This is a genomic window from Burkholderia sp. Ac-20365 (assembly GCF_017104715.1).
In the GTDB taxonomy this organism is placed as follows: domain Bacteria; phylum Pseudomonadota; class Gammaproteobacteria; order Burkholderiales; family Burkholderiaceae; genus Paraburkholderia.
In genome coordinates, this window is the sequence record NZ_JAAGPI010000001.1 from 69,185 (window position 1) to 83,291 (window position 14,107).

Sequence of the window (14,107 nt, forward strand, 5' to 3'; positions counted from 1 at the left end):
GCGATCGAGCATGATTATCCCGCGCGCGGCGAGTACGTCGGCTCCGTTTGAGCGTCGGAGACGAATATGTAGAGCATGAGCGTTTCGGTAGGAAAGGAGCGCTGTGCGCAGTAGTGGTGGTCTCGCGAAGTCCAGCATTCGAACAGATGTGTCGGTCAGCCAGTCGAAATCGGAGTATTGCGTCGGGTGGTTTGCGATGCGATGTGGGGACTACTTCGCCAATGATCGAAGGAAAAAGCGCTTTCCGTCATATTGCCCGGTTCCGGACCGGGGGGCTGAAGAACGACACGATCTGAATCTGACGAGTTCGTTTGTCTGTTTTCCTGATTACACAACGGCTGCGCACAATGGCCCGCTACCGCTCGAATGGCGGCTGTGGCTAAGTGCGGACATAGGGGAGTTCGTGGGCAAGGAAGTAGACCGCGGTCCTCGTCGAGTATTCTCACATTCACGGCTCGAAACCGAACGGTGTGGCGCGACACTACGGTACGGGGCTTCGATCATGATGATTTGTCGAAGCGAACCAGTAGGTCAAGGAGTCGTGTGGGTCGCGTACGGATATTATCTGAACCGACGGGCGCTACTGGTCGCGGCTCCCAGCAGTGCGAATACCGCGCCCGTTATCAAACACAAGATCGCGCCACGATTCTGTCCGAAGCTGAGAAGCAGTGAGACTAACGCAGATCCGAGTGACCATCCGACAAAACGCGCCGCGGCATTCATTCCGCTTGCGGCGCCGCTACGCCCTATCGCACCAGCCGTCATCATCGAGGTGTTGTTCGGGGTTTGGAAAAGACCAAAACCGATACCGCAAAGCGCGAGGCGCCATACCACATCCCATTTAGTCAGAGTCGTCGGTAAGAAGACCATCAGGAGTAAACCGGCGGACAATAACACCAAACCAATGCTACAAATAACCGAGGCAGGGTATCGAGTGGTCAAGCGACCGGCGATGGGCGCTGTTACAGCAGTCAGGAGTGGCCAGGGCGTCACAAGAATACCTGTTTCTACGGGAGAAAGATGAAGACTTACTTCGAACAAAAAGGGTAGCGAAACATACGCCAGATTCTGCGCCGCATAAGAGCAAACAGAAGTCCACACGGAAAGCGTAAAGACAGGTATGCGAAAGAGATCGAATGGCAACATCGGTGTCGGATGACGGAGTTGTTGCCGAACAAAGAGGCTAAAACAAACAAGACCGACGATGATCTCTGCTGTTGCGATGCGCCAGTCACCCATGCCGAGCGTTCCGATTCCAAGAGCGAGAAGGCCGAACGCGACTGCATTGAGGGTGATTCCAGTGAGGTCGAGAGCGCGAGGCATCCTAACGTCTCGTGGTGTGGTGGCAATAAAAAGTGGTACTGCTAGGGCAAATGGCACATTTACCAAGAATAGCCATGGCCAGTTTCCCACGGCAAGTATTGCCGCGGCGATGGTGGGACCCAATGCACCAGGTATCGCCACAGATAGCGCAACCAATGCGAGGCCTTTACTGACCATGCCGTGTGGGTAGATTATCCGGACGAATGCAACGCCGGCCACGGCGACTGCGGCCGCTCCGATACCTTGAATCAGGCGTGCGCCTACCAGAATCGATAATGTTGGCGCGAAAGCGCATCCAACCGATGCGAGAACAAAGATGCCTAAACCAGTTGTGTAAAGCCGCTTGAGGCCGAGTGATTCCGCCAGACTTGCAACGGGTAACAAGCAGACGGTGGCTGAAAGCTGATAGATGTTCACGACCCAAACCGACGCTGCTTCGCTAGTCGCGAATGACCGTGAGATGTTCGGCAATGCAATGTTCACGATCGCACTTCCGAGGGAAGTTAGACCTAGTCCGAGTAGGATTGCGAACATCGCCCAACAACGTCTGGACGCCGTTAGGGATTCAATGCCACCCATCAGCATGCAATCTCCGGAACGAACGTAGGGCGATACTGCACACGAGATGTTCTTGAACTGTGGTTATCATGCATGTTTCGAGCTCACGAAGATGGGGTCTGGAGGACCTGCGAGCGGAGTACATGCCCGTCGCGAGAAGGTGGCGCCGGGTTCAAATATTGACACGATGTCATTTTCTGTGATTACCGAGCGATCGCTTGCTTCTTCGCATCGCAATTCATGAGGACATGCACGGCGCGTAGCCATCGAGCTACCAGGTCTGATTCGATCATCTCATCGTGCTAATGAACCCTGACGCGAGCAGTCCCGCAGACGATCTGGTGAGTGTCCCGCACAAAAAGCCGATTGGCCGTGAAGTGTGTGTCGGCGGAATATCCTGGGGGCATCAGAGAGTGATGGCACCATCCGACGCAAAAAGCGTGTTCTGCGCAATTTTCTCGCGGGCGGACTCTAGCGAATTCGACACCGCTTCGTCGCCGTGTGTGAGTCCCTCCAGCAGGAGGAAATCCACACTCTTCAAGCCAATGGATGCGAGGGCATAGCGCAGGTAAGGGGTGAGGAAATCACCCTGCCATGCTCGATCGCCGCTATGAAACCCACCAGAACCCACGATCACGAACGTTGGACGATCACGCATCAAGCCAATCTTGCCTTCTGCGGCTGCGGCAAAGGTACGATGAACGCGCACTACGTAGTCGATCCACAGCTTCAGCGCGGCGGGTACCGTGAAGTTGTGCATTGGAGTGTTGATGATTAGCGCGTCCGTCGTTTCAATCTCGCGGATCAGCAGCTCCGAGACATCAAATTGTCCTGGATCTGGATCGGATGAAACGATGGCTTGCGCGTAGGATTCGCTGATTGGAGGCAATGGTCGCAAGGTAAGATCGCGTTCTGCGATTGATACATCGGCGGTCTTGCCCAACGTTGCGATCATTTCGCGCGCGAGCCCGTAGCCGTGACTCGCTTTCCCGTGCGGGCTCGCGTTAACTAGAAGGATTTTCATGGTGCACGCTCCGATCGATTCGAACTAAGGGACTCGACGAAGTGCATACCTCTCGCGAGCAGCCCGTTGCGGAAGTAGAACCGTTGTGCGAACGGCATGTGCAACCCTGTATCGAGTACGAAATGGGCACAGCCCGTATCGCGCGCGATCTCGCGAACCTCGTTAAGCAGGTCTGCCCCAATTCCGGAGCGTTGCATCCGGGCGGTCACGACGAGATCGTCAACATATATAAAGCGTCCGTAAAGCGTGTTCGTTTGTGTGCGATAACCTGCGAGGCCGAGGATGGTGCCACTGGCCTCACAGACAGCGAGCAAGCGATAATTTTCCTGCCGCTGAAGGCTTAGTTGTGCACAGAATGACTCAGCGTCCGTCAGGTGAGGTCGCAACTCCTTCATGATGTCGAAGGCGCGGGTTAGGTCTTCGCGGGAATCGAGGTGCCGGAACATCAGGGTTGTGTCCATACGAGTTTTCCGTCTTCAAGGTAGGGATGGTAGCGGTTTGAAGGGATGGGTTGTAGGGTCAAGAATTGATTGTAGGAGTAGGTCATATTCGATATTCGACAGATGATACTTTCATACCGTGCCTGAATTCGGTCACACTGAGTTCAACTTTGAAAACCGTCGCTTCAGCAAAGAGACCACACACGAGTCGGGAGTTGCTGTGATCGCGAGCTCTTGTCGCTTTCGAACTTACGTCGCCATACTGTCAGATCAGGCATCAACCTTGACGGTCTTAAGGACAGCCGGATTCGAATCGGTGATGTAGAGCTCGGATCACATGGCAAATGTCGTTCCTGCGCTTGTACGGAACAGACCTTCAACTCGGGCGGCTGTTATGGCATGTGCCTCGTGGAGAGATGATCCGGCTCTTAGCAACGATATGGCTTGTCGCGGGACTGCCTGCGGACCAACTCTGACAGGGGTGTCTACTGTGATCCGACAGGGTCCGGTATTAAAAGAGATGGAGGAAGTAATCCAGCTAGGGCCGGAAATGGGGGGGCGCGACGAAAAAGCGTCCAGCGCGTGCGATTTTGATTTCAAACTTACAGTTTAGGACACGTGGATTTTCGACGCCTGCTTTCCTTTCGGTCCCGTTCTGATATCAAAGGAGACGTGCTGATTTTCTTGGAGGGACCTGAATCCAGTCGACTGAATCTCGGAGAAATGCGCGAAAAGGTCTTCGCTGCCGTCATCTGGTTTGATGAAACCGAAGCCCTTCGTATTATTGAACCACTTCACCGTACCTGTAGCCATTTGTTCGTCCCTTAATTCGAATAAGAAATAGTTCATATGACCATGACGATGCGGGCCAATTTTTGGATCGTGACCGCCGTGAAAGAAGGCCATCACTCTCCAGGTTTTGAACATGGAAGTGTCTGCGGTTGCTTGATATTCGGTGATGGCGAAGTCGATTTTAATTTTCGTCTTAAAAACGTTCAATGAATCTCGAGTATCCGAATATCGCCTCGTGTATATGAGTTGCGTGCGCGGGCACAGCACAAGGAGCGGTGCGTCGATGACGTCCTCGAAAGTTGACGAACCGACCCTGGGCATCAGGGTGATTGGGTCGAGGATAGTCGCATTTTCGAAGTTGCAAGAATTTCGAAAAATTCTTGGTATCGAACGCATATACCGATGGAATATTGTACGGTGTTCCGAGTTCTCGTTTAATCGGGAGGGTTGTTGATGAGGATGCTGAAAAGGATCACTTCAAGTTGCAGTGACCACACGGCGATTCGAATGCCGGATAGAAACCGTAATCGATTCGCTCGACTTCGTTGAATACCTTGCTCAAACGGGTCCCGACAACCACCGCGTTGAGCTCACGCCTAAACCTTACAAATGATATGAGGTCGCCGGTAATGTCAATCCCTGGTTGGTTTGTTGTTGTGCTGGCCCTTTTTTTGGTCAACCTTCCGTTTGGTAGTGACAGAGTCTTTGGAATGTTGTCCCTTCGAAGGGGTAAGAATTTCTGGATCTACATGCTGGAGTTTGCATCGACGTATCTGATCTTAGCCGCCACGTCTTACCTCCTCGAGGCAAGGGAGGGAGCCGTGTTCGTCCAGGGCTGGCCATTTTATGTAATGACTATATTGCTGCTGATGGTGTTCTCATTTCCGAGCTTCGTCATCCGGTTTCTGCTCCCACGTGTATAGCCGTTCACTAGAGGCGCGCCGAACACGCGCCACTAGTGATACCTCGCTCGATGATCAGAAGTCGGTCAAAAAACTGAGCATTAGAGGGGTTTCACCCTTGTCCAGAGTAGTAGACTGGCAAGTCGTCCAGAGGACTTTGCCACTAACGCATGGCGATGCTATCGTCATTCAATGCGGCATTTACCGTGTCGCACGTATTTGCGAACTCGGCCTCAAAATCAAGCGTGCGACGCGCAGTGGACATTGCCATTAAGATGTCCGCTCCACCGTCTTTGGTCCTCTTGATCCAAAACCAGAGGCGGCGCTCGCGAACATAGAACATCGAGAAAATGCCGACGACGAGTAACAGGCTCCCAAGATAAACTAGCGTCTTACCTGGTGCACGGGTCAACTGGAGGGCCGACGCCTGCACCTGAGTGAACGAATCGAGTTGAAGGAGTATGGGTGTCCCATAGTAGAAGCTATCCGACAGCGCATTGATTGCAGATCGGACGAAGGACGCATGGAATTCATCCCGCGTCACCTCAGGTTCGCCAATGTTAATGCGCGAGAGCTGCCAGAGCTCCCACACCACCCCATTCAGCGTGCTCAGTAGTGCCGTTGCCGCTTTTTCCTGCTGCTGTATGGGCGCCGAATGGTCGAGCAATTCTGCGAGAGCTTGAAAGCCGCCAGCCGGTGATATGGTGGGTGTTTGTGGTTTGCCGTCAACAACGCCCGCGAAGCGATCCAGCACTCGAGAAACATCGTCTTCAGCACGATTCCGGGTCGAAGCATTAGCACTCGGGTATGAACGTCGCACGAATCGGGATACAGCTTCGCGACGCATTTCGGGAGTTTCCAAGGCGGCCCGTAAGTTCATCCAACCTGCCAGTGAATGATGTTCGTCGGCTGGAATACGAATAAAGCGGAACGGATCGTTGAGGCTTAACTTCGCGCCGGCAAGAAACATCTGCTGTCCTGCTACATCAATGGGAAGCATAAAAGTTCGGTACTCGCGGGCCTGTCCATTTGCATCACGTACTTTATATTCGATCGAAGGTCCGAGATTTCTCAGGCTGCCGGGGTGATTGCTTTTCGCGCCAGACCCGAGTCGCATGTCAATCTCGTCGGCGAAAGTGTGTGCCTTCGGAACCTGTCGCTCAATAACGTTTTCGCCGGCGTTACCGATACTTTCAACGTTGATTGACCGAAAATCGGTGAATTCTACCGTCGCACCTTTCTCCCCAAGCGTCTGAAGTCCGATATGGGTCTTACCTCCCACCACACCCTGAAGCGGCACCGTCGTAGCTTTCTGCCCCATCATAGGCCACACGGTCAACTCGACTTTCGAGCCGCCATCCTGGAAGCTCGACTGATATATTGAAATGCCGTCGTAGGCGAACGGCTTGTTCACCTGGACACGTGCCGGAACGCGCTTACCCGTTTTGTGGTCCACTATTACGATGTCACTTGCGAATAGCTTGGGCATACCTGTTGAATAATATTCGACCACGAATCTGTTTAACTGGATCGAAAACGGCAAATCCTGTATCAGTGAACCATCCTCTCGACTGAGTATTGCGGAACTGGTTTGCTGCCCTTCTGGCACCAGAGCGAACGCCCGAAAGGTTGGGTTTGAAGGCGAGAGTCGGTGAGCCGGTGGGATTGCGTCAATGTCAGTGTCCAACTCGGCCGATGTCTTGCCGAGAATCCACATCTGTAGTTCGATAGGTAGATTGCTATCCAGAAGTCCACCCACACAGATGACGACAATCGCTGCGTGAGCAAAGATGTATCCCAGTTTTGCAAGCGCTCCTCGTTTGCCCGCAATCAGAATTTCACCTGCAGCAGTCTCACGGGTGGTTAGCCGATAACCCCACTGATGACCGAGGCGCATCAGCAATTGAGCTGCATTTCCGGAATTCATCGTGGATGTGTGGAACTCGCCCTTGTGACTAAACGCCTGCAGGCTACTTTCACGCACCCGGTCTTTCCAGCTTCGCGCGTCTTTGATCATCTTCGGTGCGTTATGTATAACGCAGAGTGAGATTGATATGACGAGAAAAATCAAGATAAGCATAAACCACCAGGCCCCATAAACGTCATAGAGGCCGAGCTCACGAAAGATGCCAGCCCAGAATGGGCCGAACTGATTCACGTAGTTGGCGTATGGGTCTTCCTGTGTAAGTACCGTACCGACGGTGCTCGCTATTGCAAGTATCACCAGCAATGCGATCGCAAAGCGCATTGACTTGAGAAGGTTGATGACACGCTTTACGTCGCTTCTGCGTTTCGGCACTCGCTGGGAGATCTGGACTTCGGCCGTTCGACGTTCACTCAAGGGTGCTCCATGTGGTGAGGGTAGGCAGAGTGGAGAGTTGATATCCACGGAAACTCAGATGTGCATTGTCGAACGCACTGATTCAACTTATGCAGAAATTCGGATTTCTACACCAATTTGTGGGGAGAGAAAAGAGTAAGCGACTATACATACGTATATGACCAGGTTCGAGCGTTCGTCGTGAGCCGCATGCAACCACGGGTCCATGATTCATATACCAATGGAGCGTTGATTGATGCGGATCGAAAGTATCTAATTCGATAGCCGACACAGGCTACGGACTCGGACATCGCAAAGCGCACTGAGTCTCGGTTACTTCGCTAACGTATAGGAGAATCCGGATGTTAAAGAGACTCATGGTCATTGGTGCCGTTTTGATTGCATGCACGTCGTCGTTTAGTACCAGCGTTTGGGCAGATTCCGATGGGCAAGATCTTCCGACGGTAAAACGACAACTCCCGCAATACACGGAGGATGGGCAATTACTGCTGCCGAAGAATTTTCATCAATGGATCTATGTGGGGAGTCCGTTGACGCCGAATGCCCTTAACGGTGGAAAGGCAGGCTTTCCGGAATATCACAATGTGTACATTGAACCGGGTTCGTACGCGATCTATAAAAAAACGGGGGAGTTTCCAGAAGGAACTATCTTTGTAAAGGAACTTCAGTTGACTTCGACGCAACAGTTCCCAGATGGTTCAAGGAATGAGCCCTCGGGCCGGGGGTATTTCCCCGGCAAGTTCAATGGGGCCGATGTGACGGTGAAAGATTCGAAGCGCTTCGCCGCGACCGATGGCTGGGGATACTTCAATTTCAACCACAGCGAACCGAAGGCGAAGATGGCAAAAGTTAAGGCGAAGGAAGAGTGCGCTTTCTGCCATATCGCAAGTGCAAAGAAGGACGACGTGTGGACTCAATTCTATCGGCTTCTGGACGATGATGGTCACCTGAATCCTAACTACAAACCTTAATTTCTTCGTGGTCATGGGGCCGACTTAACGCCGTTGGACGGTAATACGGGGCATTTGATGTGCCCCGTCAGTCGCACGGTGTTTTTTCGTGAATGCGTCAACGAAATGGGCGTTAAACGCGTGCCGGCCATAGGCATATGGTAGGTCTGGTTCTCAGAATACTCGCTAGTGTCTGGAAGATGACCTTATATGAAAGACGCTGATGCGGGAATGTCATGCGGAGGTTGCTGTGGTCGACATCTATGAGCTGGCGTTATTGCAAACAGGCTCGCCGCTACTTTCCTGCCTTCAAGGGAAAGAGTGGTACACCTTGAGCAGGCGTGGCGCGATCCGAAGGCGAGCCCGTGTGTCAGATGAGATAGCAGATGATGCGCAACTAATGCGTTTCAGCGCGAACTGCAGACAAGCCAAAATTGCAAACCACGTGGGCGGATAGCGCGTTGGTGGAACTGTCACTCGCGATTTTGTCGCGAAGAAAGTACTGGTTTTGGTCATCGGCAGGAGCGCCGGTGCTCGTGTCAGGATTTCCTTAAAAGCCAGCTTCCACGGTAGCGCGTGTTTGAATTGGTCTATCGACAAGCGCCGTCGATACCAAAACGTGTTCTGTATTTCTAAATGAGGACGTCAGTGATCGCTGCAGAAGACGAGGAGCAGAACCTTGAACGCATTGTGCGGGATGGGCCGACGGGGGCGATCGTGTTGGCAGGCGCTGCGACGGGAATTGTAATGCTTGTATGGATTGCATTTTATGTACTTGTTTTTCTTCCTCGTGGCGTTATTCAATGAGCGACGATACCAAGAATGATTTGGCGATTGATGTCGTCCATAAGATCGAACGAAAGTGGGCGATTCTTATGTCGTCGCTCATTGTCATTCTGGTGTTGACCGTTGTCTTTACCGGATTGCATTGGGCGATGATGCCACCGTCAAGGGTAGAAACGGTGCTCGTCGCGTCGTTGGGAACAGGTAGCGAATTCGTCGAGAGTAATTTGGGAAGTGCGCAATCAAATGACGGATCGGTTACCGTACGAATACTCGCACAACAGTACTCGTTCACGCCTCAGTGTATCCTTATCCCAGCAAATACACCGATTACTTTCAGAGCGACAAGCGCCGATGTGATTCACGGTATGTTGGTCACGGGGACTAACATCAATTCGATGGTCGAGCCCGGTTACATATCTACGTTCAAAACCGTTTTTCCCCGGCCGGCCGAACATCTGATGCCGTGTCATGAATACTGTGGCACAGGCCATCAAGCTATGTGGGCACACGTCAAAATTATCGATAGGGCATCGTTCTTTGAAATGCTCAAGCGCAAAGGTGTGAACGGGAGACTGGATTGTGTTAACTAATAAGCGACTAGTACTGGCGCATTTCTGGCTAGCCTTCGCGAGTTTCGCTGTCGCTCTAGTGTTGGGGGCGTGGCAGATGTACGTCAGAAGTCCGTTGCATCCGTGGATCGGGAATCCGGAAATATATTACCGATCAGTTTCCGCACATGGTTCGACGATGGCTTATGTCTTTCCGACGCTTGTAGCGATGGCCTTGGGATACGCCGTCATCGAATTATCGCTCAAGCGAGAGATCGTCGGCGTGACGTGGGCATGGGTTGGATTTTTCTCTGTCTTATCGGGTTTTATGCTGGCGGTCTTTGCGATCGGGAGAGGCACTGCGTCAGTGCTATACACGTTTTACCCGCCGATGATTGGTAGCTATATCTACTACCTCGGAATCGTATTGATTGTCCTTGGTTCATGGGTGTGGGTCGCGCTAATGAGCGTGAATCTCGCGGTATGGAAGCGGGCACACCCAGGGGTCGCTGTGCCACTTCCAATGTTCGCATGTGTTGCGAGTGCATATCTCTGGGGATGGACGGCGGTGGGAGCAGCAATTGAAATCGTTTTTCAGATTCTTCCGGTCGCGTTAGGATTAAGACACGATATCGACGCTGGCCTTGCGCGCGTTTTTTATTCATGGACACTCCACGCGATCGTCTACTTCTGGTTGATGCCGGCATATATTGCGTACTACACGATCGTTCCGCGCGCAATCGGTGGACGACTATATAGCGATTTGATGGCACGCGTTTCGTTTGTGATGTTTCTTGTTTTATCGATGCCGATTGGAATGCACCATCTCTTTGCCGACCCGCAAGTAGGTTCGGGCTTCAAATTTATGCATTCGGTCTTCACGGCATTGGTCGCCATTCCTACGTTGCTTACGGTGTTCACTATTTGCGCATCTGTGGAGATCGCGGGGAGGCTACGTGGCGGGAAGGGAATCGTGGGTTGGTTGAAAGCTCTGCCGTGGGATAATCCCATGATGCTCGCCATCACGTTTTCGTTCGTCATGTTGGGTTTCGGTGGGGCAGGTGGGCTCATCAATATGAGTTATCAGCTGGATTCCACGATACACAACACACAATGGGTGACGGGACATTTCCACCTCATCTTTGCTGGCGCCGTCGTTATCATGTACTTCGCAATCGCTTACGATCTTTGGCCGCAGATCACTGGTCGAGCGATTACGGATATGAGGCTAATGCGCGTTCAACTATGGCTCTGGTTCGTTGGAATTATTGTGCTGACAATTCCGTGGCACTTTGTCGGCATCATGGGAATGCCGAGAAGAATGGCGTATTTCGATTACTCGAACAGTGAGATTTCGTCACAGATACTACCAGTTATCATTTCTGTCGTAGGAGGGTTCGTCTGTCTGATATCGGGCCTTCTTTTTTTGATCATTCTGGTTCGTGCACACCGATCGACGAAACAGACCATTGAGGAATACGACTTCAGCTTGTCGATTCATCACGCTGAGAGCGTGCCACCTTCGTTGAATGGCTTCCGACTGTGGATCGCCTTGATGATTGGTCTTACATTGTTCAACTACGGGTATCCGATTGCCTCGCTGATTTCGCGTCCCAACACGGCCGTCCCTGGCATCCCCATCGGCCAGGAGCGTTGAAATGGACGGGAGGTCAGTTTTTTCCACGACGAATCGTTGGTTTGTCGCCAGCGTGTCGGCAACTATTGCTATCGCGGTTATTTCAGCGTTGATTGGGTTTATCCTCCTTCCGTCGGCGCAAAGCGACCCTCAATTTCGAGGTGTTTGGAATGCTATCTGCAGCGCGGCCGGAGTGTCGCGTCAGTGGGCCCCGAGCGAATCAATCGTATTGCCTGGGGGCGGGGCGGTAAGCGCGGTCACTATCACTCCACAAACTCTTTCTGCTAGCAATCCGAATGTTGTGCAACGCGGCGGAGTTCTGGCCACCCGCTGCGTCGGTTGCCACAACGCATCCCAGGCAGTTGCTCCACTACTGAGCGGACAAGACGCCGCCTTCGTGTACAAGCAACTTTCTGACTTCCAGAGCGGTGCGCGGACGAATGTAATTATGACGTCGATGGTGAAGGGATTAACTGACAGAGATATGCGGGATCTTGCGCTCTACTTTGCTTCATCAGGACGTTTAATACGTGCGAGCGAGAAGGGCGTCGGAGCTGAGCCATCGATCGTTGCGCATGGCAACCCCACGAGGAACGTTGCGTCATGCGCGGTGTGCCACGGAGGCGTTGATCACAAGGCTGGTGCACCATTTCTGGAAGGTCTTTCGAAGTCGTATCTGGGGGATCAACTGGATGCGTTTTCCGCAGGCCAACGACATAATGACGCCGGCGAACAGATGCGAAACATTGCAAGGAACCTCACAAAATCAGAGATAACCGATGCGGCAGAATACTACTCTGGTTTTAACGGGTTTAACGGAGACGCGATTGGTCACTGACTCCGTCAGGTTGACTCTGCCAGCGCTCGCGGAACGGGTCAACCGACCTGGCTCGCTGAACCCAAAAAAAGTAGGCGCGCGAGTTGTTTCGCTCGACAGTAAGACCAAACCCGACTTTCTTTTGAGGACGGCACTGTAAGCGAGGTCGTCTCATGCGTGGGCCGTAACGAAGTCAAGCCGAATGGCGTTTAGATCGCTTGATTGTAGCGTTCATGGGCGTCGTGTTGCAGGCGGCAGGACGGCGTACGATTGGACTCTTTGAACGGCAAGGACTATCCCGTGAATGACGTGGTCCGCGTCGACGTGCGTGAAGCGCTGCCACTACTTTCACGAGCATACCGCTTCGGAGTGGGTGTTTCGGAAGAGGCGCTCCGTGTGACCTACGTGGGGAAATACGGTCTCCAGAAACAGAATTGAAGCCGGCCGTCACACCTAGAAATTCAATTCTTTCGCGAATCCAGCTTCTGGAGTGGATATCGGTCTTCCATGATGAAGAGACGATGAGGATTATCATCGCATCGGAGAGACCATGTACGGTGGCGTCCTGAGGTGCGGTGTTGATTGTGAGGCACTGTAACGCTTGGAGTGATCGAGGGCGAACGAACCGCGCACTGATGTCGAGGCTATAGAGAAGCGGGTGTGCCACCGATATCGATATCGGTGCCCGGGCAGGGTCATGGTCTGAATTACCCTAAGCAGGCGCGACGCGTGCGCCTGACCGCTATCCGGCGCGGCGACGATAGTGATCGTGTTAGGCGCCGGTTGGGTCCGACGCGCCGCCACAGCGATCAAGGTGCGAAACGCCTGGCGCAGAAGCCGGTCGTTTCCGCACGGTTGGTATCTTTCTGCGATACGCGGGTATATCGAAAATTCTGAAGTTGCGCGGTAACATTACCTGACCACTCCGAAGAACATCGCTATAGGCGATAGCGTACCGCGCAACACACGCTGCGAGGGAGATCCCTTCGCAGCCCGGTAGATGTGCGGTTGAACTGTTGGGAAACGGGATTTCTCGAGTGAGGTGCGGTGAGCGCTTCGGCGCGTCCCTCTGATGATCGTCGGACGGCGTACTGATTTCTTGTCCATGCGGTGGATTGCTTGCTTCGTAGGGTAGGCGATCCTTGGAATTTTTCTATCTTGGTCTGAGACGGCGCGCGAGCCTATGTGGCGAGAAAAAAGCAGGGATCTCCGTGATGACGGTGATAGCCCGCTTCATTTCTTGATATTTTTGTTTAGCCACCCAATAACGACTCGTAGAAGCAGGCGTCTGTGATCCGCTGCTTTCTTCACGAACTGTGCGCGGTCTAACGTTCAACAAAATCGTATCTAGCACGATGAAACCGATACCCAGTCCACCAGAGCTTTCGCCTCTTAAACCTGCCACTCAGCCGCTATGGTTGCGCTTCTCTCATTGGGTCAACGCTCTTGCCGCGCTCGTCATGATGTTTTCGGGGTGGCGAATTTATGACGCATCTCCGATATTTAACGGCATTGCAATACCACGGGCCCTCACGCTTGGGGGATGGCTTGGCGGAGCATTGCAATGGCATTTTGCGACGATGTGGCTACTCGTAGGTAACGGTGTGTTCTACATCGCGCTAAATCTTGGAAGTGGACGCGGTGTGAAGAAGTTGTTCCCGATCAGAGCGACCGATGTAGCGCTTGACTTGATCGCGACATTACGTGGCAAGCTTTCTCACGTGGATTTGCAGCAGTACAACTCAGTACAAAAACTCGCGTATGTGGTTGTCATCGCGGACATTATGGTGCTCGTTCTATCCGGATTCGCAATCTGGAAATCTGTTCAGTTCCCTTTATTAAGAGAAGCGCTGGTCGGGTATGACAATGCGCGTATCGTTCACTTCTGCGCGATGACAGTGATGGCAGCTTTTGTCGTCATACATACAGCAATGGTCGTCGTTGTCCCGCGCTCGCTGCTAATGATGCTGCGCGGACGTTGAGTCCCGAC

11 protein-coding genes are annotated in these 14,107 nt (G+C 52.8%); 6 read left to right on the forward strand and 5 right to left on the reverse strand.

The window, feature by feature from the left end; genetic code table 11:
* Positions 1-561: 561 nt before the first annotated feature.
* The 5 genes from G3O01_RS00285 to G3O01_RS00310 form a co-directional block, all read right to left on the reverse strand.
* Complete coding sequence (locus tag G3O01_RS00285) at positions 562-1,908, reverse strand: MFS transporter (protein ID WP_205802445.1); 1,347 nt, start codon at positions 1,906-1,908, stop codon at positions 562-564.
* A 379-nt stretch (positions 1,909-2,287) separates the two neighbouring features.
* Entirely contained in the window at positions 2,288-2,905 is a 618-nt protein-coding gene (locus tag G3O01_RS00290; RefSeq protein ID WP_205802446.1) for an NAD(P)H-dependent oxidoreductase, read from the reverse strand.
* Positions 2,902-3,366, reverse strand: a complete 465-nt coding sequence (locus G3O01_RS00295) for a GNAT family N-acetyltransferase (RefSeq protein WP_205802447.1) — start codon at positions 3,364-3,366, stop codon at positions 2,902-2,904. Before G3O01_RS00295 ends, G3O01_RS00290 begins: the two co-directional genes overlap by 4 nt.
* 588 nt (positions 3,367-3,954) lie before the next feature.
* On the reverse strand, positions 3,955-4,158 hold the full coding sequence (locus tag G3O01_RS00300; RefSeq protein WP_205803035.1) for a cold-shock protein: 204 nt from the start codon (positions 4,156-4,158) through the stop codon (positions 3,955-3,957).
* A gap of 1,044 nt (positions 4,159-5,202) precedes the next feature.
* Positions 5,203-7,287, reverse strand: coding sequence for a cytochrome c biogenesis protein ResB (locus tag G3O01_RS00310; protein WP_205803036.1), 2,085 nt, complete (start codon positions 7,285-7,287; stop codon positions 5,203-5,205).
* A gap of 434 nt (positions 7,288-7,721) precedes the next feature.
* Here G3O01_RS00310 and G3O01_RS00315 point away from each other — a divergent pair, with 434 nt between their 5' ends.
* From G3O01_RS00315 to G3O01_RS00340, 6 genes are all read left to right on the forward strand, one after another.
* A complete protein-coding gene (locus G3O01_RS00315) occupies positions 7,722-8,351 on the forward strand; it encodes a cytochrome P460 family protein (protein WP_241023531.1) in 630 nt (209 codons plus the stop codon).
* 627 nt (positions 8,352-8,978) lie between these two features.
* Positions 8,979-9,137, forward strand: coding sequence for a hypothetical protein (locus G3O01_RS00320; RefSeq protein ID WP_205803121.1), 159 nt, complete (start codon positions 8,979-8,981; stop codon positions 9,135-9,137).
* A complete protein-coding gene (locus tag G3O01_RS00325) occupies positions 9,134-9,706 on the forward strand; it encodes a cytochrome C oxidase subunit II (RefSeq protein ID WP_205802449.1) in 573 nt (190 codons plus the stop codon). Before G3O01_RS00320 ends, G3O01_RS00325 begins: the two co-directional genes overlap by 4 nt.
* Positions 9,696-11,321, forward strand: coding sequence for a b(o/a)3-type cytochrome-c oxidase subunit 1 (locus tag G3O01_RS00330; RefSeq protein ID WP_205802450.1), 1,626 nt, complete (start codon positions 9,696-9,698; stop codon positions 11,319-11,321). The genes G3O01_RS00325 and G3O01_RS00330 overlap by 11 nt, the downstream gene beginning before the upstream one ends.
* A 1-nt stretch (position 11,322) precedes the next feature.
* Positions 11,323-12,138 carry a c-type cytochrome gene (locus G3O01_RS00335; protein ID WP_205802451.1) on the forward strand — a complete coding sequence of 272 codons (816 nt, stop codon included), beginning with the start codon at positions 11,323-11,325 and terminating at the stop codon, positions 12,136-12,138.
* Positions 12,139-13,472: 1,334 nt separating this feature from the next.
* Positions 13,473-14,099 (forward strand): cytochrome b/b6 domain-containing protein, encoded by a 627-nt coding sequence (locus G3O01_RS00340; RefSeq protein WP_205802452.1) that lies wholly within the window; start codon positions 13,473-13,475, stop codon positions 14,097-14,099.
* Positions 14,100-14,107: the final 8 nt, after the last annotated feature.